We start from the raw sequence: 23633 nt of genomic DNA, 5'->3' as shown, positions 1-23633 counted from the left end.
CCCGACATGATGCACGCTGAGGGCATGCACGAGGAGATCTTCCTGCCGACGACCTATGCCTCCGGCGTCCCGTACGACACGTTCCGGAGGCTGCGCGCCGAGTCCCCGGTCGCCCGGGTGCCCGAACCGGCCGTCGGCCCGTGGCCCGCCGGGCCCGGCTACTGGGCGGTGTTCCGGCACGCCGACGTCAAGCACGTCCTGCGCTCCCCCGGCCTCTTCTCCTCGAACCTCGGCGCCACCCAGATCCGCGACCCCGACACGCCCGAGGACCTGGCGTTCGTCCGCGCGATGATGCTCAACCAGGACCCGCCCGACCACTCCCGCCTGCGCCGCATCGTCGCCGCCGCGTTCACCCCGCGCGCCGTCCGCGCCCTGGAGGACACCATCACCGACCGGGCGCGCTCCCTCATCGCGTCCGCCCTCGGCCAGGACACCGACTTCGTCGAGCTCTCCGCCGACCTCCCCGTCTGGACGCTCGCCCACATCATGGGCGTCCCCGACTCCGACCGCCGCCTGCTGTACGACTGGGCGTCCCGCGTCATCGGCTACCAGGACGACGAGCACGCCGGGCTCTCCACCGCCGACACCGCGTCCATGAGCCCCATCGCCCGCGAGGCGACCCTCCGCCGCCCCACCACGTCCACCCACCCGGACGGACGTCCCATCAACCCGCGCTCCCACGCCGCCCTCGCCGACATGTTCGCCTACGCCCACGCGCTGGCCGCCGAGAAGCGCAAGAGGCCGTCCGACGACATCATGTCCCGGATGCTGGAAGGCGGCCTGACCACGGACGAGTTCGAGAACATGTTCTTCCTCTTCGCCGTCGCCGGGAACGAGACCCTGCGCAACGGCATCCCCGGCGGACTCCTCACGCTCCTCGACCACCCGTCCGAACTCGCCCGGCTGCGCGCCGACCCGTCCCTGCTGCCGTCCGCCGTCGAGGAGATGCTCCGCTACTGGCCGCCCGTCATGGACTTCCGCCGCACCGCCACCACCGACCTCACCCTCGGCGGCCGCGACATCCGCGCCGGGGACAAGGTCGTCGTCTACCACGCGTCCGCCAACCGCGACGAGACGGTCTTCCCCGACCCCGACCGCTTCGACATCACCCGCGCCCCCAACGACCACGTCAGCTTCGGCTTCGGCCCCCACTTCTGCCTGGGCGCCCACCTGGCCCGCACCCAGATGCGCGCCATCTTCACCGAGCTCCTCCCCCTCGACATCACCCGCACCGGCCCAGCCGTCCGCCTGGCCTCCAACTTCCAGAACGGCCTGAAACACCTCCCCCTCCACCTGACCCCACCCCGACACCCATGAGGCATGGAGGCGCTCCCACAGCCGACAAGCCCCACCGGATACAGGGATGCGGTAAGCCAGGACCGCCCTCTACACTCGTGGCAGCCCCGAGGGGCCGGAATCCTAAGCTGTGGCACCCATGTACGCCGGGTACGATCAAGGACGGACTAGAGGAACCGCAGGTAGATCCACGAGAATCACGGGTTGCTAGCTCAATTGGCAGAGCTCCGGACTTTTAATCCGTAGGTTGTGGGTTCGAGTCCCACGCAACCCACCACCCCTAACCAGGGCAAACACGAGTTCACCCCAGTATGTCCCGCCCGAGATGCCCCGCTCTGCCCCCACGGCTGCTCGATGTCTGCTCGGCGGCTCGATCCGGGCCTTCCCCGGCCGGAGCCCGGCACGGTGGGGGCAGTCGAGGTCCGCCGGTGCGGGGACCGACAACCTCGATAGCAACACCAATCGGTCTACCGCAGATCCGCCCACGAGGTGGGCTCGCGCAGGTCATCATCGGCCAACGCACACAGGTGCGTGAAGTGTCGGCGTGTTCTCGCAGAGGACGTTGGCGCCGCCGCTGCTTGTACTGCCGACCGTGTCGGCGCGTGGGCTCCCTCGCCCATTGCGCCCCCGCCTTCAAGACCCGGACCTGCAAGGCAAAACCTGACCGGTGCGGCAAGCGAGCGGCTGGTTGCGGGGTGGCGCGGAACTATTGGTGTACGGCGGGCGCGCGGTCGGGCCTCCGGGGGTTGGCGCTGTGGGAGGGCGTGATGGGTGATGGAGGCGGTCGGCGGCGGCAGGCGTGGGCGGCTGCGGCGGGGGTGGGGGTCGGCGCGGTAGTGAATGTGGCCACGGGGATGTTGACCCAGCGGTGGGGGCTGGCGTGGCTGGTGGCGTCGGTTGCGTTCGTGGTGGTCGGTGGTGGTCTGCTGGGCTGGTTGACCTACCGGGCTGCACCGGATCCAGAGCCGGACCGCCTGATCAGGCGGGTGGTGGCCTCCGGGGACGGCGCGATTGGCGCGGGTGGCTCGGTGTCCGGGTCCTCGACCAAGGTGACGCGGCCGCCCGCGGGTCAGCCGCCGCAGACGGCTGCGCGGCCGGGTTCGGGTGAGGGGGTCAGCGCGCCGGGGCTGGGGGCGATCGCCGTCGGCGGCGATGTGAGCGACTCGCGCACCGAGGTCACCGGCGACGATCCGGCGGGGCCGTGAGCCGCAGCAGGAACCGCCATGCACCCGGCCAGGCGGCCCAAAGCCCACAGCAGCCGGACCGGCAGGTAGAGGCCCCCGGCGCCGGGTCGATCGCCGCGGGGCGGGATGTGATCGGCTCGTCTACGCATGTGGGTGATGTGTATCAGGCGGTGCCGCTGCCGCGGGCCGATGAGGTGGACCCGCCACCATGGGCGCCGCCGACGCTACCGGCGCGCACCACACGGTTCGGCGGGCGGGACGGGAAGCTGGCCGAGCTGGACGCCGCGCTGGCGGGTCCGGGCGGGGCGGTGGTGCAGGCGGTGCGCGGGTTAGGCGGGGGGGGCAAGAGCACGCTGGCCTGGCACTGGACACACCGGCACGCCGCCGCCCACACGCTGGTCTGGTGGATCACCGCTGATTCGGCGGAGGCCATCACCGCGCGGCTGGCCGAGCTCGCCGCGATGCTGGTACCCGAGATCACCCGCGCCGCCCCCGCCGAGGTGGCGTTGGAGGAGCGGGCGGCTTGGGCGCGGCGGTGGCTGGCCACTCACACCGGCTGGCTGGTGGTGCTCGACAATGTCAATCACCCCGCCGATGTGGCCGGGCTGGTCGCCAGCGCTCGGGCTGGCCGGTTCCTGATCACCAGCAGACTGCGGGAGGGCTGGCACGACCTTGCCCCGGTGGTGATCGAGTTGGACGTGCTGAGCCCGGACGAGGCCCTGGATCTGCTGGCCGGTGTCGTCACCGCCGGAGGGGCGGACGCTGATCTGTCCGGTGCCGCCGAGCTGTGCGCCGAGGTGGGGTATTTGCCGCTGGCGATCACGCAGGCCGGTGCCTTCATGCGCCAGACGCACCTATCCCCGGACGGCTACCTGGAACTGCTGAGAGCCGACCCCGCCGCGACATACGACCAGACCGCGCGGTGGCGACGCCGAACGTACCATCGCCCGGATCTGGCGCCTCACCCTGAACCACCTCGCCCATGCCACTCCGTTGACCGGCGACCTGCTGCGGGTGCTGGCGTGGTGGGCGCCCCAGGGCATCCCCGCGACCTGCTCGCGCCGCTGGCCGGGCCCGTCCAGCGGGCGGCCGCGCTGGGTGATCTGGCCGCCTACAACATGATCACCCTGGGTCCCGGCAGCGTCACGGTGCACCGCTTGGTCCAAGCCGTCGCCCGTACCCCCGACCCCCGCCCCGTGGACCAGGACGGTGATCCCCACCGCCAGCCCGCCGATGTCCACGCCGCCCGCGAGCGAGCCACCGACCTGCTCAACCAGGCCCGCCCCGCCACCACCGCTGACCCGGCCGGATGGCCCACCTGGCATCGGCTGCTGCCGCACATTGACGCCCTCGCCGAACACACCGCCCCCGACACGGCCACCACCAGCCTCCTGCTGGACCGCACCGCCACCTTCCTGCGGGAACAGGGCACGGTGGCCCGCGCCATCAACTACTCCGAACGCGCCCTGGCCTGCGACCAGCGCCTACACGGCCCCCGCCACCCCTCCACCCTGACCTCCCGCAACAACCTCGCCGGCGCCTACGAGTCGGCGGGTGATCTGAGGCGAGCAATCCCGCTGTACCAACAAACCCTGGCTGACCGGGAGCGGGTGCTCACCCCCGAGCACCCGCTCATCGAAACCGTGCGGACGAACTTGGAGGCTGCCCGCCGGTAGGCCGCCCGCCCGGAAGCCGATCTCCTATGCGCTACGTGACCAGAATTGTGCAATATACAACTCTTTGCCCAGGAGGCCGTCTCGGCGGAGGGTGAAGTTCGGGTTGTCGTAGTCGTCGTATTGCCGATACATCCCCTCTACTTCCTGCATCACCTCGGTTAGATGATATGCGGCCAAATGAACGGTGTATTGGCCAGGGGGGAGCCTGAACACTTCAGGTTCCGAACCGGCGGCAATGAAGTTCAGTCCGATCGTTCCATGTGTCACCTGGAACGGGAATGTCGCTTCACGTTCCGCTGCCGCGTCTGGTGGGTCTGGTTCGCCATCCCAGTGTTCAAACTGCATTGCGGGTTTGACGAGTTCTTGCGCTGCACTGATCAGCACCTCACCGTTGGTTGCGGCGAACCAGGTGATGTCACTTGTTTTTACTTCAGGGTAGCGTCCCCCCTCATCAAAGAAGCCGAACATCCCGTGATCAACGATGACAAGCCTGGTTGTGCGCGAGATTAATGAACTCACTGCCAGCACGTCCTGTGGGTGATGTATCGCGAATCCGGTGGGCGAGGATACACTAGCTCGCCCACCGGATCCAGGCACTGCCTTGTAGTGCTACTCCACCTTCACGAAGAAGGGGTCTCCGTGAAGGATTCGATCCCAGTCGTACCAGTCGGCAAGGACTCTGCCTGCGGCGCCATTGTCGTCCCGGTGAACCGGCCTCGCCGAGAACATGTTCTCGAACCTAGGCCCGTCATACTCTGGCAGGAATCGGGCGGCTCCTTCAAGAGTAGAAGCGAACGGGAATTCGTCGCACTGCTCGATCGATTTTCCGTCTCTCGGGTCCTTGGGGATGTCCCAGCCTGGGTAGTATTTATCACATGCTTTCTTGGAATAGTACCGGTTGCGGTCGCGGCGCTTCGTGTTCTCGTCACTGAGGCTGGCCGCGAGGCGATGTAGTGGATTTCCCCAGCCACCCCCGGGGATCTGCTTGTCACTGAAGGGGGGTTTTGTTTCACCTGGGCGGTCGAGTGCCAACTTGATATGGTCGGCTACTTCTACGTATTCGGTGCCTATGTCGTCGCTGTAGGTGAGGAATGGATCTGCTTTGGTGAAGATGGATCCGAGTGGATCAGTTCCGGTGTTTCCGTTCTTTTGGATGTACTGGGCGGAGTCGAAGCGGATACTGGTCACTGCCCCGCTGAGTGGGCCGCCCTCGGGGACCGCGCCCGGGATTCGGGCATCCGAGGTCTGCTTCACGTCAGCGTAGAGACGTTGTTCGTCGTTCTTCGTCGGTGGCTTGGCGGGTGAGGTGATCTGGAAGGACGCGTCGGGTTTGACGCTCCACTCGCTGAGAGGCTTGGATGCGAGCGCCGAGGGCTTGCATTTCGAGGAGTCTTTGCCGAGACAGTCCATGCGGGTGCCCCAGGTTGTACCGGGCGTTTGGAAGAGATCCGTATTGACTAGGTAGTCGATCTTGACGTCGAACGTCATGTACCGGTCGGTGGTGCTCCCCGGTACCGGACCGTGATGGCCTTGCCCGATGATGACGTAGTGCAGGTCGAGGTAGCCCCCGGGGACGCAACCGTCGTCGTTGCACCGCTGGGCGATCCACTTCTCGCCGAATTGGCCACACCATGCAAAATGGTTTTTGACCCAGCCGCCGGGACGTCCTGAATCCTTGTTCTTGACGCACTCAGCGTAGGTGATGCGGTCATAGCCGAGGACATGCCCGTTTCGGTAGTCATCGGCCTTGGCCGTGTAGGCGGAACGGGTCCGTTCTGCCTCGCGCTGCACCTGCTCCTGGGTCCGTGATTCCTTGCCTCCGTTTGGGAGGGGTGCATGCGTGGTCGCGATCTGCTGGATGACGATCCTGGGGTGTGTCTGCTGCTGCGCCAGGGCCGGTGCCGTGGAGCAGAGCAGTATCACGCCCACGGCCATGGCCAGTGCGGGTCTCAACATCTCATGCCCCGCAGTAGGTGTGGAAGAAATCGGCCTTGTTGTAGGTGTCGTCGGCAACCCGTGAGGACGCCGAGTTGGGGGCCTCGCGCCACAGGGTCCGGAAGGGAGCTACGTCCTTGTCGTAGACCTCCACGGTGTGCTTGGTCCGGTTCTCCCAGGAGGAGGTCTTGTTCCCGAACCCGTAGTCGGTGAGGGACTGGTTTCCGCCGCAGTCGCGGAAGGTCAGCTTACGGCCGCCGAAATTGGCTCCGTCGTAGAAGCAGTACGCGTTGGACGCGCAGGTCGGAGCTGCCGCCCCGGCCGAGCTCGGAAAGGTGATGATTACCTTTCCGTCCTGATAGGACACTTCGTTCGCATTGATCTGCACACCACCGGGAAAGTCGGCGAGCTGGTCATTGATCTGAGCCTGAACACCAGGAGAGGCCTGGTCTCCCGGCATCTCTTGGGCGTGTGCGGGAAGAGCGCACAGCACCAACCCTGCGACCACTGCCAGCCCGCTACCTGCCGTTTTGGTTCCCATTCCTTCTGCCCTTTCGGGTTGGGGGGAGGTGGGTGTGCGGGGTTGTCATGAGCATATGAAGGTCCTCTAGCTTGATCAAGTAGCTGAGTTAGAATCTTTGAATATGGCCGTTGTCGGACAGAATCAACTGGCTCTTTACAATTGCAGCGGTCCAAGACGAAACCGCCGAAAGATACTTTCGTTGAGAAATTACCGCCCTGCTGAAAGAGGGTGATCCGAGCGTGCCCAACTAACGGCAACGGCACTGACCAGGTTCCCCTTTGCGGTGCAGTCATAAGCACCCATGTGTCGACAGCTCGTACCAGCGGGAACACCGCGATTCGCGTCTCGGCCAAACTCACTCGACAGCGCAACCGGTCCCTGACCACAGACGGCTGTGCGCCCCTTGACCAGCACCGCAGATCCCGGGCACCCCCACCGAGCTCACCCTCCAGTTCGCCGAGATACTCGTCCAGCTACACAGCAAGGACTTTGATCAGTGGACCGATCGCGTAGAAGCCAGCGCCGTCCGCGGGCTGCGCGGCTCCGCCGCCAACCTGGCGCCGCGACTGTGACGCCGACAAAGCCGGATAGCGGTGCGTGTGATCGTGTTGGCGCCGGAGCCGGGTTCGCTACTGCGTCAGGGCGTTCCCTGGTACCTCGGTGATCGGTCGCAGCGGCGCGTTCGGTCAGCCGGTCACGGTTTGGTGTTGAGGACGATGGCGGCGGCGTCCTCTGCGGATTGGCGCGCGAGTTGCGGTAGGACGCTGGTGTAGATGTCGGAGGCGATTGCTAGCGACGACAGCCGTAGTGTTTCCTGCACGACCTTCATGTCGTATCCGGCGGCGAGCAGGAAGGTGGCGGCGCCGTGGCGGAGGTCGTGGAGCCGGATCGGTGGCAGTCCGGCTTCCATGGACAGTTGCAGGAACTGTTCGGTGACGTCGTTGGGTTCCACCGGTTCACCGTTGGGGGTGGTGAAGATGAAGCCGGTGTCGTTCCACATACCGTTATTGGCGAGGCGTTCGGTGTTCTGCCGTGCTTTGTGGGCGCGTAGTTCCTTGATGGTGGTGGAGTCGAGGCTGATGGTGGCTTCGCCGGCCTCGGTCTTGGGTTTTCCTTGGAAGGTTTCGTGGCCGATCTGGGTGATCTGCCAGCGGATCGTTGCCGTCCCGTCACTCAGGTCCAGGTCGGCCCAGCGCAGCCCGCAGGCTTCTCCACGTCGCAGGCCGCGGAAGGCGATCAGGTGATAGAGGGCGTAGAGCCGGTGGTGGCAGGCCCGGTCGAGGAACCGTTTGGTCAATGCCGGGGTCCACACCATGACCTTGGAGGGACGTGGGGCTCCGGTGTAGGCGTCGAGGCGGTTGATGTTCTCCCCGATCCGCTTGTGCGGTTCGAGCCGGGCTTGGTGTCTGCGGCGGGCGTTCATCTTCTGGATGTGGGCGGCGAAGTCGCGTTCCCATTGGGTGATGCGTTCGTCGGTCCACACCAGTGCCTTGGGCGCCTTCCCTGACGGCAGCTCGCTCAGGGAGGCGACGTTGACCTCGATCAGCCGTTCACGAATCGCTTTGTTCAACGCCGCACGCAGCGTGGCGCGGATCCGCTGCTTGGTGGCGGCGCTGACCACGCGGCGCCCTTTGACCTTGGCCCGCAACTTCGGGTTCCCCGTCTCTCGGGCCCGGACGATGAGTTGGTTGTACTCGTCGATGGCGTCGAAGATCCGGTCGACGTGTTGGACGCGGAGCCGGTCGAGCGGGACGTGGCCGAGGTGGGGTGTGAGGTAGAGGCGGATGTGCTGGGCATAGGAGCGTCTGGTGCCTTCGCGCAGATTGCGGCGTCCGGTCAGCCAGGTGTCGAGGTACTCGCCGACCGTGATCGTTTTGGAGAGGTCGTGCCCAGTGCGGATCTTGCGTCGTAGAGTCTCGGGATTTGGAAGTGCCTTGGTGGCGCGGACGGTGGACGTGACCAGGTCGGCGATCTGTACTCGCGCGGTCTCGTCGTCACCGGCGATCGCCAGCAGCTCCTTGGCCTTGTCCAGTTCGGCCCCAGCAGCGTCCTGAGTGGGGAACCCGCCGCGTCGCAGCGGGCTGCGGCGGGTGCCCGCGGCGGTGGGTGGGAGCTCGAGTTGGTAGTTCCAGTTGCCGTGGGCGCTGTTCCACCGGCCGTTGGCGCGCCGGAGCTTCGGGCAACGTTTCCCCAGCTTCTTGCCTTCCTGATCGCGGCATCCGCAGGTCTTGTAGGTGCTTCCTTGGGCGGCCATTCAATCCTTCTCCGGCTTCTGCGACTGCCCGTGCGCGCTCGTCTGGCCAGAGGGATGTGGCGTAAGGCCGAGTACAGCCAACAGGTCGGCGGTGGACACCCGGTAGCTTTGGCCGACGCGTAGCACCCGGCAGGGGAACTCCCCCGTCCGTGCGAGCTGGTAGGCCTTGGTGCGTCCGACGCCGAACACGCGTCCTGCAGTGACCAGGTCGATGGTGGCGGGCAGTGAACGGATTTCCGCCGCAGTCAGCCCGGCCTTCACCGCGGCCCCTCGGCGTAACGCACGCCGGAATGGAGCGGGTCGGTGTCATGGGCTTCCTCCAGCGGATCGGGACTGCCCCGGCGACCAGACACATCCGCCGCTCCGCATTGGTCGGCATCGGTGCCGGGGCGCGGGTATGCACGCTCATCTGGTCCGCGCCGGTCAAGGCTCGCCCGGACGGGTGTCGCATAGCGCGGAAGGGTGACGGGCGGGGTGATGTGCTGCCGGTGGCCGGTCACGCTGGTCAGATGCCAGGCTTGGCTGCCCGCCGGACTGCCACAGCGGTAGGCGCGCAACCGGACGCCGGGGGCGACGATGCGGGCGGCGTGGCGTGCGGTGCGGCGGGTCTCATAGCTGGCACGTCCGCACCGGCCACACAAGCCGAGTTGCAGGACCGCGAGCATCTCGCCGACCCGTTCATTAATGCGCTGGTCGGTCATCGCACGGCTCCCGCGAGATCGGCGGCTTTCTGGAAGATCAGGAGGTCTTCGTGAGCGGTGACGCAAGCGGGAATGCCGCGGTCGCGGGCGCGGCCGGCCTCCAGCATCTGAAAGAACGAGGCCCGACTCACCAAACGCCCGTCTCTGAGCCCCGCGAGTAGCGCTACGTGACGACCGGTCAGGACCAGACCGTGCTGGCGAGCGGTGTCGATGACCTGGCCAGGCAGGTCGATGAGTTCACCATTCACGCGGATTGGCCGGACGGTGACCGCGATGACTCCTGCCGGTCGCAGCAGCATGCCGCTGCCGAGCAGGATCTGTCCGAAGGCATCCAGCAGCGCAGCCAGGGGCCGATATGCGAGGTTGCCGCGGTCGGTGGAATAGCGGTGATGGTTTTTGACGACCTTGCCCCCGCCGTTGTCGCGTCCCGAGCGGATGTGGCCGTGAGTGCGCGCCCCGTACGGCGGTGAGGTGAGGACCAGCGCGGCCTCGCCGTGCAGGTCCCGGTAGATCGTGGCGACGTTGCGGGCGTCACCGCAGGCAACCTGCCGACGCCCGCTCGCTCCCCGAGCGTGAGCATGCCGGAGGTTGCCCAGCGTGAGGTGGACGAAGTCGGGCTCGTATTCCACACCGGCGGCGTTGCGGCCAAGATGGATCGCTTCGACCAGGGTGGTGCCGATCCCGCACATCGGGTCGACGACCAGGTCCCCGGCGCGAGTGAACGTTCGGATGACGAGGTTGGCGATGGCGGGCAGCATCTTGCCGGGGTGACGCATCGACTCGGGCGTGTAACGTCCCTGTCGCTGGAGCCGAGACGGTCGCTGCCCGGTCGCGAGTACCGACGGCAGCACGGGCGGGTTGAGTGCGTCGTGGCTCATCGGAGGCTCCCGTGCTGCTGGTTCTTGGGCTTGAGGAACAGGCAGACGTCGGCGTGGACGCTGACCGGTGGCGGCAGGGCGCGCGACCGAGGGTCGCGAAGTTGAGCCAGATCGCCTGGTCCGGCCTGAACTATCAAGGCGTCTCCATCGACGGGCACGCGGAGCGCGATGACATGCTGGACGTAGCGGAACCCCAGACCCTGGGCTTGGCGGATGATGCGCGGTGCCGGGTCGATAAGGCGTCCGGCGTGGTGGCGGGCAGTGGTGGCGATCGCCAGGACACCGCCAGGTCGCAGCACCTTCCAGGACGCGGCCAGGAAGAGGCCGAGTTGCTCGCTGCTGAGCATCCAGAGATCCGCCCGGCAGGCCGGGCAGCCACGTTCACGGGCCTGGCGGGACGCGTAACCGCCGGTCTCGTACGGTGGCGGAGCGGCGACGACAAGGCCGACGTCGCCGAGGTGGTCGGCCAAACCGCGGGCCATCTGATCAGGGCGGCAGGGCCGCATCTCCACGGACTTCAATCGCTTCTCGGGCAGTGCGGCGCGCAGGCGGACGCCGATGTGCTGGGCGAGTGGGAAGTGCGGGACCAGTGCGATGCCGCGGCGGTCGGCGTCGGCGCTGGCGAGCATGGTGGCCTCGCTGGTGGTGAACCCTTCGGCGACGAGATCCCCAACACCGGTGCAGGTATCGATCAGGTGCCGGGCCAGTTCCCGGCCGATCGACTGGCGGTGCCGCAGGCAGATGTCCGTCGGCCGAGCATTGGTCTGCACGCGCTTGGTGCTCGCCGTCCCGGTGCCGGACGTGGTGCTGGTGTTTGTTCGGTGTGTGCTGGTGTCTGAACACAGCCAGACGGTCAGGGGCACCATTCGGCGCGCGGTGGAGCCGGTGCCTGCTTCAGCGGGTGAGTGGTTCGGATCGGACGGTGTGTGATTCATGCGTTGGGCGACCCGAGACGGCCACCCGATCCCCGTGCACCGATGAAGCACCGCCACCGGGCCCGATCTTCACCTCTGACCGCGGTCACGTTTTCATCAAGGCCCCCTACCTGGCTCGTTCACCGATTCGAGTGGCATGCCTCGATTGCAAGCCAGGTTGTCACCGACTCATCACTCTTGGTAGTCATGACTGGTGATTGAGGACACGACAGGACCGCAAGAGCACAGCCCACCAGAGCCAGACGAGCCGTGGCGGATCGAGCCCCGCCACAGGCGCGGGCACCGGCGCTGGAAGCGACGCATGATCCTTCCCCTGGCGGGCGCAGTACTGGCGGCCGCCGGAACTGTGGTCGCACTCCAGTCCGGCAGCACGCCCAGCGCGAAGACCTCGGACCGTTCCTCCTTGGCGGGCACGAAAGTGAGCGACCACCGTCGACCGAAGGCACCAGCGAGCCCACCGTCAGCAGGCCCTGTGCAACCCGACCGTCCCGCCCGTGCGCATCGTCCGCTTCGACGTACGGGAGCACCGCCCGGCACGAACGAGCACGGTTCGCCGCGGAATGGGGCGCACAATGACGAGGGGAACGCTCGCGCCCTGAGTCCCCGCACTCAGGAGCGGTCTACACCTCACCGTCTGCCCACGCGGACCTTCAAGCCGCGCAAGAAGCATCGGGTGCCAGCGTGGGTGCGCGCCGAGTGCCGCCGCCGATTCCCGCACGACTCCGTCCGCCAGCCCGCGTGCGTCGCCGCTCTGCGCAACTACTTCGGCCGGTAGTCGAGACGACTGGCACTTCCTGCATCCTCGTCCTTGCTCGCGAGTGGCCACGGTCATCAGCACTGGCACCGCTCTGCCAGGACTGTCTGCAGGTCTGTTGCCAGGGCGGCCGCGGGACCTTCGGGCGTTCGCGCCTGCGGTCACAAATGTCGATCACTGACCTGTACCTGGCACCGGATGGAAGACCGCGATCAAGGCTGCGCCTATGACGGCGCTGAAGTTGGGCAGCAAATGAAGCCGGGCACCGAGGTCGGGGCGGACAACGGCGGCATGCGGGTGATAGTCGAGTCAGGCGCGGAGGCGGACTTCCAGGTCGGTGAGAAGGCGGCGGACGCGCTGTTCGATCTCGTCGCGGATGGGGCGGACGGCGTCCAGGCCCTGTCCGGCGGGGTCGTCGAGGGTCCAGTCCAGGTAGCGCTTGCCGGGGAAGACGGGGCAGGCGTCGCCGCAGCCCATGGTGACGATGACGTCGGCGGCCTGGGCGATTTCAGTGGTCCATGGCTTGGGGAACTCGCCGGTGATGTCGATGCCGCGCTCGCGCATCGCCTCCACCGCGCCGGGGTTGATCTGGTCGCCGGGCTCGGATCCGCCTGACCAGCCGATCGCCCTGTCTTCGGCCAAGTGGGTGAAGAAGCCCAGTGCCATCTGCGACCGTCCGGCGTTGTGCACGCACAGGAACAGCACGATCGGGGTGCCGGTGGCGTCCTTGCCCTCGACCCGGGCCAGCGCGTGCAGCCGCTGGCGGGCGAACCGCTCGGCCAGCAGCGGCAGGAAGTGCGGGACGCTGGCGCGTCCGGCGAACTGGTCGTAGCCGGTGTGCAGGAACCGGTCGATGGTCTCGGTGCCGAAGGTGCCGGAGAACTCCTCGGCCAGAGTGCGGGCGGCGGTGAAGAGCGCGTGCTGCTGGTCAACGCTCAGTTCTTCGCGGCGGTAGGTCTCGGTCATCGGACGCTCCAAGGCAGTGGTCGGGCTGGATCAGCCGGGCGACTCGGCGGGATCGGTCTGGGCCGGGTCCGTGATCGGGTCGGTGGGGGTGTTGACGGCCGCGCTGAGCCGCTCGACGCGGCCGGCGATCTCGGCGTAGGCGTCCTCGAACGCGGCATCGGTGTCGACGCGAACCGGGTCGGGCACCGACCAGTGCAACATCGCAGCCTGCCGCTGATGCTGCTGGTTCGGCTCGCGTCCAAGTTCTTCGTAGGCGTTGTCGCAGACGGCCACCACTAGGTCGTCGTCGGCGACCACGTCACTGACATGGCGGGTCAGTCGCCGGTTCAATGTGAGGCCGTGGCGGCGCGCCACCGTGATCGCCCGGCGGTGCACTGCCGGGCCAGGACGGGTCCCCGCCGACGCTGCCGGGATACGGCTGCGATGCGTCCACAACGCCGCCGCCAACTGCGAGCGGGCCGAGTTGCGGGTGCACACGAACACCACCCGCGGCACCGTGACCGGCGGCGCCCACGCCGCCGGTGACAATGCCGCCAGCGCTTGGGGCACCAGCCGCACATACCAGCGGCGCCGGTCGGCCTCCGAGCGCACCCGCCGCACTACTCCCGCCTCGGTGAGCACTCGCAGATGGTGCGCCACAAGGTTCGACGGCGCCCCCAGTTCGGCACCCAGTTCTCCGGGCGAGGCGTCTCCAAGCAGCAACGCGTCCACGATCGCCAACCGGGCGGGTTCACCGAGCGCGGCGTGGACAGCAGCCCGCTGCTCCAAATCATCAACCTCAACAGTCATTGAGGCAATAATCATTGAGGCAAAAGATCGAGTCAAGGGCCGTCCACAAGCCGATCTCGCTTCTGTGTGTCCGCCGGACCGCGCTTGGTCAACTGGCTGTGATCGGCGAGTTCGTCTTGATCACGTGCTGTCGACTGACTGCCGAGAGCGCCTAAAGACTCCGCAATCGTTGCTCGGGCGCGGGTGAATTCGGGGCTGTGGGGCGGTGCTTCAGGGGTGCCTGTCGGGGTCGCTGATGGCGGTGCTGCTGGGGCGGACGGTCGAACCCGGTCCCCGCCGCACTCATCCGTCGCTCGTGTTCTGAGGAGGACACCCTCGGTCCTGGCCGCGCCGTCGTCGGTGGTCTCGGCAGGCAGTCCGTACTTCTCACCGACTGTCCGGAGTCGCGCTGCCATGAAGACTCGCAACCACTCGCACGCTCCCACCCATCGCGCTGGGCAATCCGAAGCCAACAGGCCCGTTGCCAACGCACCCGCCGCCGAGGGACAGCGACGGCGCCCGTCCCGAGCGCGTCTGGTGGTGACCTCGACACTGTGGACGGCCGGGTGCGCGGTGACCGCGTTGCTGGTGCCCGGTGTCGCGGAGGCCAGTACGAGTTTGGCCGCCGCGTCCTCCTTGGGCGAGGTGATCCAGAACCTGCGGAATGTGATCGTGGGGCTGCTAGTGGGGTTGGCGACGTTGTTCGCCACGATCGGCGGGGTCCGCTACATCCTGGCCGGGGGCGACCCGGGTGAGGTCGAGGCGGCCAAGAAGACGCTGCGGTATGCGGCGATCGGGTACTCGGTCGCGGTTCTGGCGCCGGTGCTGGTCAAACTGCTGCAGAGCATCGTGGGCGAGCCCTCGTGATAATCGTGGCCGCTGCGCGTTGGCCGCCGTCGCGCTCGGCCGGGCTGAAGTCGTTGACGCCTGCGGCGTGGGGGTCCGTCCTGGCTCTGCTGGTGGCCGGGGCCTGGTTGTGGGTCTTGGCGCAGCCGGAGCGGGCAGCGGCCGAGCCCCCGCCGAGCCCGTCCCCATCGACGACCGTCCGGACCCAACCGGCAGCACCTCCAGCATCCACCGCGCCTTCTTCGCCTTCCACGTCGCCCTCGGTGAAGTCGCCGCGTGCGCCTGCGGACCCGAGGGAGCCGGGCAGCGGCGGCTCGGAGGAGGGGTGCGGGTTCGCTGATGTGAGCTGCATGGCCAAGCGCGCGGTGAACGGTTGGTTCAGCGACCTGGTGTCGTCGGCCGCCAAGCCGATCTTCGGTGTGCTGCGCGAGACCGTCCTGGGGACGCCGGAGGTCGATTCGCCGCGGATGGCGCGGGCGCGGGATCTGTGGGGCGTCTCGCAGACGATCGCCAACACCTGCTACGTGCTGCTAATCACGGCGGGTGGGGTGTGGCTGATGGCCGGGCACAACCTGCCGGGCGCTGAACTCACTCCCGGGCAATTGGCCGTCCGGTTGTTGGGGGCGTTTGTGGCGTCCAATCTCAGCCTGATTCTCATCGGCTACGGGATCACCTTCGCCAATGGCCTGGTCGGCGCGTTCTTGGATGCCGGGGCGGAGTCGATCGATCCCAGTGTGGTCGCCGATGTGTTCGCCGGGCTCGTGGCGACCAACCTGGTTCCGGGGCAGCCGTTCGTCGCGTTCGTCGGGCTGGGCGTGGTGGTGCTGGCGTTGTGCGTGGCGTTCGTCTACGTCATCCGGCTGGCGTTGACGATGGTGCTGATCGCGGCGGCCCCGTTGGCGTTGATGTTCCATGCCCTGCCGCTGACCGACGGGTTGGCGCGGCTGTGGTGGCGCGGCATCTCCGGGATTCTGGCGATTCAGGTGTGCCAGTCGCTGGTCTTGGCGACGGCGTTCCGGTTGATGTTCTCCGAGACCGACGACACCGGCCACCGGCTCCTCGGGGTTCCGTCGAGCAACGACCTCACCGATCTGCTGACGGCGGCGTGCCTGCTGTGGATCCTTTTGCGCATCCCGTCCTGGGTGGCGCGCACCATCTGGCGCCCGGCCCAGCCCCGGATGCTCGGGGGCCTTTTCCGCAGCCTGATCCTGTATCGCGGGCTCGGTGCCCTGCTGAGCAACCGCCGCCGAGTCGTCGCCCCTGCACAGCACCGGACGCCGCCATTCGCACCGCCGGTACCGCCGCCCTCACCGCCACGACCGTCACCTTCGCCGCGTGCGCTTCTGCCACGCCGAGAGTTGCCGGGACCGCCGCGTCCGCCGCTGGCGCTGCCTCCTGGGCCAGATGCGCCGACACCACCGCCGTCTCCGCACGACCCGGTCGATCCGAACGCAGGCCCTGAAGGAGGCGGACGCCCCATGCAACTCGCGCTACCGATTCCCACCTCACGTGTCGGCTCGACGAAGAGGCGTCCGGCGCAGCTGGCGCTGCCGATCCCGGCCGCCCGCATCAGCCGCGCTCCCGTTCTCCCGCCTGCCGCGGGGGCTGCACGACCTCGCGTCCGGTCGCGGCAGTTGAAGTTGCCGGGGATGCCCCAGCGGCCGGTACCGCACCGACAGATGCCTTTGTGGATCGATCCGCCGAAGAGAACCAGGAGAGCCAGGTGAACGGCCGCGAGCAGCCGAGCAGGGTGAAGATCCCCGCCGATGTCGATCAGCCCGACAAGATCCTCTACGGGCTCACCGCGCGGCAACTAGCCATCCTGGGCGGCACCGCCGCCGTGGTGCTGTGGGTGTTTCTCACCCTCCAGGCGATGGTGCCGTTCCCCGTGCTGGTGGCGATGGTGATGCCGGTCGCGGCAGCCGGGTTCGTGCTGGCGGTCGCTCAGCGGGACGGAATGAGCCTGGACCGCTACGCCGCCACCGCCCTCGCTTACCTGCGTGCTTCCAAGTCGCGGGTCACCGTCGCTGAGCCGGTGGCGGCTCCGCCGTCGTGGTGCCGGATGCGCGGACGTCTGCCCGCACCGTTGCAGCTTCCGGTCCGAGCACTCCGTCAAGACGGGGCACTGGACCTGACCGATGGTGGCGTCGCGGTGATCGTGCGGGCTGCCACGGTGGCGTTCAGCCTTCGTACGCCGGACGAGCAGGCGAGTCTCGTGGCCGGGTTCGGGCGATGGCTCAATTCGTTGGACGCCCCGGTACAGATCCTCGTCCAAGCCCGCCCGGTCGATCTGTCCGGCCTGGCCGAACACGTCACCGGTCAGGCACCGAGCCTGCCCGATCCCGCACTGGAGCGGGCAGCGGCCGAGCACGCCGCCTTCCTCACCGAGGTCGGCGCCGCGCACGACCTACTCATCCGGCAGATCCTCATCGTGATCAGCGGCCCCGCCTGCGCCCAGCCCACCCTCCGTCCCTCTCAGCGGCTTGGTACCAGACGGCGAACATCCGGCCGGGACGCCGAAGCCCAAGTGGCGTTGCGGCGGGCCGACGAAGCCGTTCAGGCACTGGCCGCACTGGGCGTGGCAGCCGAAGTCCTGGACGCAGACTCCACCGTCGCGGTGCTGAGCGAATCGCTATCCCCAGGTGAGGGTCGGCCTGTGGATAACGCCGCTTCGGAGGAGCTGGTCAGTTTCGGAGAGGGGTCGTGATGCGCATTCTCGGTGGCCGCATTCAGGCTCACGATTCGTACGGCCAGAACAGCGAAGCCGACATTGCCTTGTCGGGCTTGTTCGGTCCATCGGCCGTTCGGGTGAACCCGCGGTCGGTGGAGTTGCCGGGCGGGGTGTGCGCCTCGTTCGCCGTCGCCGGTTACCCGCGGGAGGTCGGTGCGGGCTGGCTGGAGCCGCTGCTCACCTATCCGGGCCGATTGGACGTCGCGCTCCACGTTGAGCCGGTCCCGCCGTTGGTTGCGGCGCAACGCCTGCGGCGCCGACTCGCGCGGTTGGAATCGGCGTCTCGTGCTAACGCCCAGCACGGCCGCTTGGCCGACTTCGCGGCCGAGGCCGCCGCCGACGACGCGGCCGAACTCGCCGCCTCCTTGGCCCGTGGGCACGGGCGCCTCTTCCGCGTCGGCGTGTATCTGACGGTCCACGCCGCCGAGCTCGACGAACTGGAGGCCGAGGTGCAGCGGGTCCGGGCACTGGCGGCGTCGCTGCTGCTGGACGCCCAGCCCACCACCTTCCGCGCCCTCCAAGGCTGGACCACAACCCTTCCCCTGGCCCACGACAGCGTGCGGGTACGGCGAGTGTTCGACACCACCGCCTTGGCGGCGGCGTTCCCGTTCACCTCACCCGATCTGCAACCCAATCTCGCTGACACGCCGGTGCTGTACGGGTTGAACGCCTACTCCTCCGGGGTGGTGGTCTGGGACCGGTTCGCCCAGGACAACTACAACTCGGTCACCATCGCCCGCTCCGGCGCCGGCAAGTCCTACTTCACCAAACTCGAAACCCTCCGCCTGCTCTACCAGGGCGTCCACATCGCCGTCGTCGATCCCGAAGACGAATACCGGCGCCTGGCGGGCGCGGTTGGCGGCACGCACATCGCCTTGGGCGCGCCGGGAGTGTGTTTCAACCCGTTCGATCTTCCAGATGGGCAGGGCGAGGACACCGTCATTCGGCGGGCCATGTTCATCCAGACGCTCATCGGCGCGATGCTCGGTGAGCCGCTCACCCCGGCGGCACGGGCGGTGCTGGACCGGGCGGTGCTCGCCACCTACCACGCTGCCGGCATCACCTCCGACCCGCGCACCTGGAAGCGTCGCGCTCCGCTGCTGGCCGACCTCACCGCCGAACTCGACCGCGCCGCCAAAGCCGGTGCAGACGAGGCCGGTGACCTCTCCGCGCGGCTGGCCCCCTACGTGACGGGCTCCTACCGGGGGCTATTCGCCAGGCCGACCACCACTCGCACGGACGGGCACCTGATCGTGTTCTCGCTCCGCGACCTGCCCGAGGGGACCCGCACCGTCGGGATGCTCCTCGCCCTGGACGCGATCTGGCGCCAGGTCGCCGACCCGACCGACCGGCGCCGCCGCCTGGTCGTGGTGGACGAGGCATGGATGCTAATGCGCGAAGACGAAGGTGCCCGATTCCTGTATCGGCTCGCTAAGTCCGCGCGTAAACACTGGGCCGGGCTTTCGGTGGTCACCCAGGACGCCGCCGATCTCCTCGGCTCCGACCTCGGGCAGGCGGTGATCGCCAACTCCGCCACCCAGATCTTGCTCCGGCAAGCGCCTCAGGCCATCGACCACATCGCCAGCGCATTCAACCTCACCGACGGCGAGAAGTCCTTCCTGCTCACCGCCGACCGCGGCCAGGGACTGCTGTGCGGGACCGCGACCGGCTCGGACCGGGCCGCGTTCACCGCCATCGCCAGCCCGCACGAGCACCGGCTGATCACCACCGACCCCGCCGAACTCGCCGCCTTCGAGGATGCCGCAGGCGTGGGCGGTGAAGGGGAGATCGATCCGCTGTGAACATCCCGCTGCGCAGCACCGGCTTGCTGATCCCAGAACTGCCTCAAGATCCCCACCAGCTGTCGGACGTCCTCGCGCGCTACGGACCCGGCGTCGCCGTCGGTGTTCTGGGTGGCGCGGCGACGGTGGCGGCGGCTCGCTGGGTGGTGTGGCGGTGGCGGAACGCCCGGCTGGCGCCGGGGGCGCGGCTGATCGAGATCGCGGTGCCGCCCAAGGTCGAGGACGGCAGCGCCGTCGCATGGTGGACCCGCCTGATCGGTCTCATCCTCCCGCCGTGGAAGCGCGTCTTGTACGGGCAGCCGCATCTGGCGTTGGAGTACGTGGCCGATCACAACGGCGTCCGCTTCCAGGTCTGGGTCCCCGGAACCATCCCGCCGGGACTGGTGGAGAAGACGATCCGGTCGGCCTGGCCCGGCGCGACCCTCACCACCCGATCAGTCAGCCGGCCCTTCCCCGATGACGCCGAGTCCGCCGGAGGCCGGTTGGTGTTGGCGCGCCCAGACCATTTCCCGCTCGCCCACGTCCACGACTCCGACCCGCTACGCGGACTGCTGGGCGCCGCATCAGGACTGGCCGACGGCGAACACCTCATGGTCCAGGTGTTGGCTCGACCGGCGACCGGCCGTCGGCTGCTGCGCGGGCACCGCGCCGCTGCCACCTTGCGCGGTGCCCAGTCCGCCGCACCCCAGGCCGCGCTGTTCAGCATGCTCACACCCGGCATGTCCGGGCACTCCAACCCGACCGATCTCGCCCGGCAGTTCCCCGAACGCGCCGACCAGGTCCGCGCGATCCTCGCCAAGGCGGCCAACCCTCGCTTTGAGGTCCAGATCCTCTACGGCGTCGCGACCCGCCATCTCGACCAAGCCGCCGCGGGCTGGTTGCGAGCGCACGCGCACGAGGTCGCCTCGACATTCGCACTGTTCACCTCCGGCCACCAATACCTGCGCCGCCGACGGCTGCGCCACCCCGCCGCCCGGCTGGCCGACCGCCGCCTGCACCAGGGCTATCTGCTGTCGGCACCCGAGCTTGCCGCGCTGGCGCATCTGCCCTACGACCTGGCCGCACCCGGCGTCACCCGCGCCGGAGCCCGCCCCGTCGCGCCTTCACCGGCCATCCCGGTATCCGGGCCCGGCGTCCGCGTCCTCGGCGACTCCGAGGCCGGAGCTCCGCGCCCGGTCGGGCTCACTGTGGAGGGCGCCCGCCAGCACCTGCACGTGCTCGGGCAGACGGGCGTCGGCAAGTCCACCTTCCTGGCCAACCTCATCCTGTCCGACGCCCAAGCCGGATGCGGTGCACTGGTCATCGACCCTAAAGGCGATCTGATCGCCGACGTCCTGGAGCGCCTGCCCGACCGGGCCGTCGGCCGGACGGTGGTGTTCGACCCCGCCGACCGTGGCCGCCCGCCCTGCCTGAACGTGCTCGCCGGTCCCGATCCGACGTTCGCGGCCGAGTCGATCGTCACCACCTTCCGCCGCTGCTTCTCCTCCTCCTGGGGACCACGGCTGGACGACCTGCTCCGGTCGGCGTGCCTGACGCTGACGCGGGTCAACGGGAACCGCGCCACCGTGGCCGACATCCCCCGCCTACTGGTCGACACCGCCTACCGCACCCGCGTCACCGCACGGCTCACCGACCCACTGCTTCAGGGGTTCTGGTCGTCCTACGACGAGCTGACTCCGGCGGCGCGCGCGTCAGTGATCAGCCCGGTGATGAACAAGCTCCGCGCCGTGCTGCTGCGCCCGTTCGTGCGCGACACCCTGTCCGGCGGTGCCTCCACCGTCGACCTGGGCACCATGCTCGGCACCGGCGGACTGGTGCTGGCACGGCTTCCCAAGGGCGTCCTCGGCGAAGACTCCGTCCGCCTGTTCGGCTCGCTCCTGCTCGCGCACACCTGGCAGGCCATCACCCCCCGCGCGTCCCAGCACGAACACGATCGGCGCGATGCGGCCGCCTACATCGACGAGGCCCACAACTTCCTCAACCTGCCCGGCTCCATCTCCGACATCCTCGCCGAAGCACGCGCCTACCGATTCAGCCTCGTCCTCGCCCACCAGCACCTGTCCCAGCTCCCCAAGGACCTGCGCGACGCGGTATCGGCGGACGCCCGCAACAAGATCTACTTCGCCGCCTCACCCGAAGACGCCGCCGACCTCGCCCGCCATACCGCACCCCTGCTCTCCCCGCACGACCTCTCCCACCTGGGCGCCTACCAGGCCGCAGCACGCCTCATGGACGCCAACGCGCCGACTCCACCGTTCACTTTCCGCACCCGCCCCCTCTTCGACCCGGTCCCCGGCCGCGCCGCCGCGATCCGCCGCGCCTCGCACGAACAGTTCGCCCCCAGCCGCGGCAAACGCCTCATCCCCGCCGTCGGACTCCGACCCTTGAACGGCGAACCCCTCGCCACTGCACACGAACCCGAACCTGCCGACTCGGCTGCCGAAGCCATGACCTTCAGGGACGAGGGGGCGTGATGCCGTACACGAAGAACCCGATCCGGCTGCGCGGTGGGCAGGTTCGCCCACCGAGGATGACGGCGGAGCTGCTGGCGGAGGTGGCCTACCGGCTGACCGGCCGCGACCGGGAGCTGCTCGCCCTGGTCTGGGAACACCGCGTCCTGACCACCGCGCAGCTCACCGCCCTGTTCTTCCCCAGCCCCGAACGCGCCCGGCAACGCCTCAACCGGCTCCACCGTCTGCACACGCTGCTACGGTTCCGCCCCTGGACACCGGTCGGCTCCAAGCCCTGGCACTGGGTACTCGGACCAGCCGGAGCCCACGTCCTGGCCATCGAACACGGCCAGACCATCAGCGAGTTCGGCTACCGGCAGGACACCGCCACCAGCATCGCCGTCTCGCCTCGACTCGCGCACCAGATCGGCGTCAACGACTTCTTCGTCCGCCTACACGCCCACGCCCGCCATAGCGCCGACGGCACGGCCCTGGACCAGTGGTGGTCCGAGCAGCGCTGCGCGGCGCACTGGGGCGACCTGGCCCGCCCGGACGCCTTCGGCCGCTGGACCGAACCCGACCCCGACGGCGCGCCCCGCACGCTCGACTTCTTCCTCGAACACGACACCGGCACCGAAACCCTCGCCCGCGTCACACGCAAACTCAGCGGCTACGCCGACCTCGCCGAGGCCACCGGCACCACCACGCCCGTCCTCATCTGGCTCCCCAGCCCCAAACGCGAGACGAACCTGCGTGCTCTGCTCGACGCTCCGGAGATCCCGGTCGCCACTGCAGTCCACACCCCGAGCACCGCGACCGACGGCCCCGCCGGACGAGTCTGGCAATCCGCCACCAGCCATGGGCAAAGGTGTCGGCTCGCCGATCTCGCGACCTTTTGGGGCACGTCCCAGCGAGACGAATCGGATCCCGCCTGATGCCTCTGGTGGTCGGCGCCATGGTCGTCGTACTCGGCTTCGTCGCGGTCATCATCGCCACGTTCGGCGCGATCATCCCGGGTTCAACTTCCGGCACCACCGCATGCCAACCCGACGCCAGCAAGTCTGCCGACATCCCGGCCCGCTACCTGGACCTCTACGTGAAGTCCGGACGGCGCTACGGGATGGGCTGGCACCTCCTAGCCGCCGTCGGCAAGGTCGAGTCCGACCACGGACGCGACCGCGGTCCCGGGATCACCTCGGGCGACAACTACGCCGGTGCGGCCGGGCCAATGCAGTTCCTGCCCAGCACCTGGGCCGCGTTCGGCGTCGATGGCAACGGCGACGGCACCGCGAACGTGTACGACCCGGCCGACGCCATCCCCGCCGCCGCGCGCTACCTCAAACACAATGGCGCACCCGAACGCGTCCGCGCGGCGCTGTACCAGTACAACCACTCCCACGAATACGTGGAAAAGGTCCTACGGCAGGCCGAGGTCTACGCCAAGGCAGGAACCGCCCCGCAGCCAGAAGACTTCAGCGGCTGCGGCGGTGCCCTCATGGCCCTCCCTGCTCCCAGCGCGGCCGCCGCGAAAGCGGTCAGGTTCGCCCGCGCTCAACTCGGCAAACCCTACGCGTGGGGCACATCAGGCCCGAACTCCTTCGACTGCTCGGGACTCGCCTACGCCGCCTACCGCGCCGCCGAGATCAGCATCCCGCGCGTTTCCGGCGACCAATGGCGCCACGGCCCACACGTCCCCAAAGGTCAGGAACAACCAGGCGACCTGGTGTTCTTCAACTCCGGCCCCGGCACCTCCACCAGCAATCCCGGACACGTCGGCCTCGTCATCGGCGACGGCAAGATGATCGCCGCACCACACACCGGCACCGTCGTCCAAATCCAGTCCTACCGCCGCCCCACCCTGCTCGGCTTCACCCGTCCCAGTACGCACCAACAGACCGCGAAGGCCCCAGGAGGGGCCAGGTAGTGACCGATCG

At 68.4% G+C, this 23633-nt stretch carries 20 protein-coding genes and 1 tRNA gene; 11 read left to right on the top strand and 10 right to left on the bottom strand.

The genetic code is table 11. The features are described 5' to 3' along the window. Positions 1 to 6 precede the first annotated feature (6 nt). The 4 genes from ACH01S_RS34005 to ACH01S_RS33990 all read left to right on the top strand — a co-directional run bounded on the left by ACH01S_RS34005 (position 7) and on the right by ACH01S_RS33990 (position 4156). Complete coding sequence (locus ACH01S_RS34005) at positions 7 to 1317, top strand: cytochrome P450 (RefSeq protein WP_255220369.1); 1311 nt, start codon at positions 7 to 9, stop codon at positions 1315 to 1317. A 180-nt stretch (positions 1318 to 1497) separates the two neighbouring features. Next, positions 1498 to 1573: transfer RNA gene (locus tag ACH01S_RS34000), tRNA-Lys, on the top strand. 577 nt (positions 1574 to 2150) lie between these two features. Then, positions 2151 to 2501, top strand: a complete 351-nt coding sequence (locus tag ACH01S_RS33995) for a hypothetical protein (protein ID WP_067901546.1) — start codon at positions 2151 to 2153, stop codon at positions 2499 to 2501. Then, positions 2498 to 4156 (top strand): tetratricopeptide repeat protein, encoded by a 1659-nt coding sequence (locus ACH01S_RS33990; RefSeq protein ID WP_067901541.1) that lies wholly within the window; start codon positions 2498 to 2500, stop codon positions 4154 to 4156. Before ACH01S_RS33995 ends, ACH01S_RS33990 begins: the two co-directional genes overlap by 4 nt. A gap of 24 nt (positions 4157 to 4180) precedes the next feature. On the opposite strand, the gene ACH01S_RS44045 is transcribed toward ACH01S_RS33990, so the two are convergent. The 10 genes from ACH01S_RS44045 to ACH01S_RS33950 all read right to left on the bottom strand — a co-directional run bounded on the left by ACH01S_RS44045 (position 4181) and on the right by ACH01S_RS33950 (position 13891). Beyond that, positions 4181 to 4684 carry a hypothetical protein gene (locus tag ACH01S_RS44045; protein WP_148344774.1) on the bottom strand — a complete coding sequence of 168 codons (504 nt, stop codon included), beginning with the start codon at positions 4682 to 4684 and terminating at the stop codon, positions 4181 to 4183. An 81-nt stretch (positions 4685 to 4765) separates the two neighbouring features. Further along, complete coding sequence (locus ACH01S_RS33985) at positions 4766 to 6091, bottom strand: NucA/NucB deoxyribonuclease domain-containing protein (RefSeq protein ID WP_169809407.1); 1326 nt, start codon at positions 6089 to 6091, stop codon at positions 4766 to 4768. Positions 6092 to 6113: 22 nt separating this feature from the next. Further along, a complete protein-coding gene (locus tag ACH01S_RS33980; RefSeq protein ID WP_083981456.1) occupies positions 6114 to 6632 on the bottom strand; it encodes a peptidase inhibitor family I36 protein in 519 nt (172 codons plus the stop codon). Positions 6633 to 7308: 676 nt separating this feature from the next. Continuing rightward, positions 7309 to 8868 (bottom strand): tyrosine-type recombinase/integrase, encoded by a 1560-nt coding sequence (locus ACH01S_RS33975; RefSeq protein WP_067901527.1) that lies wholly within the window; start codon positions 8866 to 8868, stop codon positions 7309 to 7311. Next, entirely contained in the window at positions 8869 to 9129 is a 261-nt protein-coding gene (locus ACH01S_RS33970; protein WP_067901524.1) for a helix-turn-helix domain-containing protein, read from the bottom strand. Continuing rightward, positions 9126 to 9569, bottom strand: a complete 444-nt coding sequence (locus tag ACH01S_RS44040; protein WP_148344773.1) for a hypothetical protein — start codon at positions 9567 to 9569, stop codon at positions 9126 to 9128. The genes ACH01S_RS33970 and ACH01S_RS44040 overlap by 4 nt, the downstream gene beginning before the upstream one ends. Continuing rightward, on the bottom strand, positions 9566 to 10447 hold the full coding sequence (locus ACH01S_RS33965) for a TRM11 family SAM-dependent methyltransferase (RefSeq protein ID WP_083981455.1): 882 nt from the start codon (positions 10445 to 10447) through the stop codon (positions 9566 to 9568). Before ACH01S_RS33965 ends, ACH01S_RS44040 begins: the two co-directional genes overlap by 4 nt. After that, on the bottom strand, positions 10444 to 11313 hold the full coding sequence (locus tag ACH01S_RS33960; protein ID WP_157406344.1) for a hypothetical protein: 870 nt from the start codon (positions 11311 to 11313) through the stop codon (positions 10444 to 10446). The genes ACH01S_RS33965 and ACH01S_RS33960 overlap by 4 nt, the downstream gene beginning before the upstream one ends. Before the next feature lie 1132 nt (positions 11314 to 12445). Beyond that, positions 12446 to 13102, bottom strand: a complete 657-nt coding sequence (locus tag ACH01S_RS33955; RefSeq protein ID WP_067901514.1) for an arsenate reductase ArsC — start codon at positions 13100 to 13102, stop codon at positions 12446 to 12448. 30 nt (positions 13103 to 13132) lie between these two features. Next, a complete protein-coding gene (locus tag ACH01S_RS33950; RefSeq protein WP_067901652.1) occupies positions 13133 to 13891 on the bottom strand; it encodes an arsenate reductase/protein-tyrosine-phosphatase family protein in 759 nt (252 codons plus the stop codon). Positions 13892 to 14443: 552 nt separating this feature from the next. Here ACH01S_RS33950 and ACH01S_RS33945 point away from each other — a divergent pair. The 7 genes from ACH01S_RS33945 (at position 14444) to ACH01S_RS33915 (ending at position 23623) form a co-directional block, all read left to right on the top strand. Further along, positions 14444 to 14737, top strand: coding sequence for a pilin (locus ACH01S_RS33945; RefSeq protein WP_218010494.1), 294 nt, complete (start codon positions 14444 to 14446; stop codon positions 14735 to 14737). 329 nt (positions 14738 to 15066) lie between these two features. Beyond that, positions 15067 to 16443 (top strand): TrbL/VirB6 family protein, encoded by a 1377-nt coding sequence (locus ACH01S_RS33940; protein WP_067901511.1) that lies wholly within the window; start codon positions 15067 to 15069, stop codon positions 16441 to 16443. Continuing rightward, positions 16440 to 17423 (top strand): PrgI family protein, encoded by a 984-nt coding sequence (locus ACH01S_RS33935; RefSeq protein WP_067901508.1) that lies wholly within the window; start codon positions 16440 to 16442, stop codon positions 17421 to 17423. Before ACH01S_RS33940 ends, ACH01S_RS33935 begins: the two co-directional genes overlap by 4 nt. After that, complete coding sequence (locus ACH01S_RS33930; protein ID WP_083981462.1) at positions 17423 to 19249, top strand: VirB4 family type IV secretion system protein; 1827 nt, start codon at positions 17423 to 17425, stop codon at positions 19247 to 19249. The genes ACH01S_RS33935 and ACH01S_RS33930 overlap by 1 nt, the downstream gene beginning before the upstream one ends. Continuing rightward, positions 19246 to 21723 carry a type IV secretory system conjugative DNA transfer family protein gene (locus ACH01S_RS33925; protein WP_067901505.1) on the top strand — a complete coding sequence of 826 codons (2478 nt, stop codon included), beginning with the start codon at positions 19246 to 19248 and terminating at the stop codon, positions 21721 to 21723. The genes ACH01S_RS33930 and ACH01S_RS33925 overlap by 4 nt, the downstream gene beginning before the upstream one ends. Beyond that, on the top strand, positions 21723 to 22634 hold the full coding sequence (locus ACH01S_RS33920) for a replication-relaxation family protein (protein WP_067901503.1): 912 nt from the start codon (positions 21723 to 21725) through the stop codon (positions 22632 to 22634). Before ACH01S_RS33925 ends, ACH01S_RS33920 begins: the two co-directional genes overlap by 1 nt. After that, the gene (locus tag ACH01S_RS33915; protein WP_067901500.1) at positions 22634 to 23623 is read left to right on the top strand and encodes a C40 family peptidase; all 990 of its coding nucleotides are present in this window, start codon (positions 22634 to 22636) and stop codon (positions 23621 to 23623) included. The genes ACH01S_RS33920 and ACH01S_RS33915 overlap by 1 nt, the downstream gene beginning before the upstream one ends. The last annotated feature ends 10 nt before the right edge of the window (positions 23624 to 23633 follow it).

It is taken from the genome of Actinomadura chibensis NBRC 106107 (genome assembly GCF_001552135.1).
GTDB classification, from domain to species: domain Bacteria; phylum Actinomycetota; class Actinomycetes; order Streptosporangiales; family Streptosporangiaceae; genus Spirillospora; species Spirillospora chibensis.
The sequence above is the reverse complement of the archived record's forward strand: the minus strand, read 5'-3'. Positions and strand labels throughout refer to the sequence as shown.

Bases quoted from the DNA above. Each gene is read 5' to 3' on its own strand.
- ACH01S_RS33940 (WP_067901511.1), top strand. From the start codon at position 15,067: ATGGCCAAGCGCGCGGTGAACGGTTGGTTCAGCGACCTGGTGTCGTCG.
- ACH01S_RS33960 (WP_157406344.1), bottom strand. From the start codon at position 11,313: ATGGTGCCCCTGACCGTCTGGCTGTGTTCAGACACCAGCACACACCGA.
- ACH01S_RS33950 (WP_067901652.1), bottom strand. From the start codon at position 13,891: ATGACTGTTGAGGTTGATGATTTGGAGCAGCGGGCTGCTGTCCACGCC.
- ACH01S_RS34005 (WP_255220369.1), top strand. From the start codon at position 7: ATGATGCACGCTGAGGGCATGCACGAGGAGATCTTCCTGCCGACGACC.
- ACH01S_RS33995 (WP_067901546.1), top strand. From the start codon at position 2,151: ATGTTGACCCAGCGGTGGGGGCTGGCGTGGCTGGTGGCGTCGGTTGCG.
- ACH01S_RS33980 (WP_083981456.1), bottom strand. From the start codon at position 6,632: ATGGGAACCAAAACGGCAGGTAGCGGGCTGGCAGTGGTCGCAGGGTTG.
- ACH01S_RS44040 (WP_148344773.1), bottom strand. From the start codon at position 9,569: ATGACCGACCAGCGCATTAATGAACGGGTCGGCGAGATGCTCGCGGTC.
- ACH01S_RS33915 (WP_067901500.1), top strand. From the start codon at position 22,634: ATGCCTCTGGTGGTCGGCGCCATGGTCGTCGTACTCGGCTTCGTCGCG.
- ACH01S_RS33975 (WP_067901527.1), bottom strand. From the start codon at position 8,868: ATGGCCGCCCAAGGAAGCACCTACAAGACCTGCGGATGCCGCGATCAG.
- ACH01S_RS33955 (WP_067901514.1), bottom strand. From the start codon at position 13,102: ATGACCGAGACCTACCGCCGCGAAGAACTGAGCGTTGACCAGCAGCAC.
- ACH01S_RS33930 (WP_083981462.1), top strand. From the start codon at position 17,423: ATGCGCATTCTCGGTGGCCGCATTCAGGCTCACGATTCGTACGGCCAG.
- ACH01S_RS33985 (WP_169809407.1), bottom strand. From the start codon at position 6,091: ATGGCCGTGGGCGTGATACTGCTCTGCTCCACGGCACCGGCCCTGGCG.
- ACH01S_RS33965 (WP_083981455.1), bottom strand. From the start codon at position 10,447: ATGAGCCACGACGCACTCAACCCGCCCGTGCTGCCGTCGGTACTCGCG.
- ACH01S_RS33920 (WP_067901503.1), top strand. From the start codon at position 21,723: ATGCCGTACACGAAGAACCCGATCCGGCTGCGCGGTGGGCAGGTTCGC.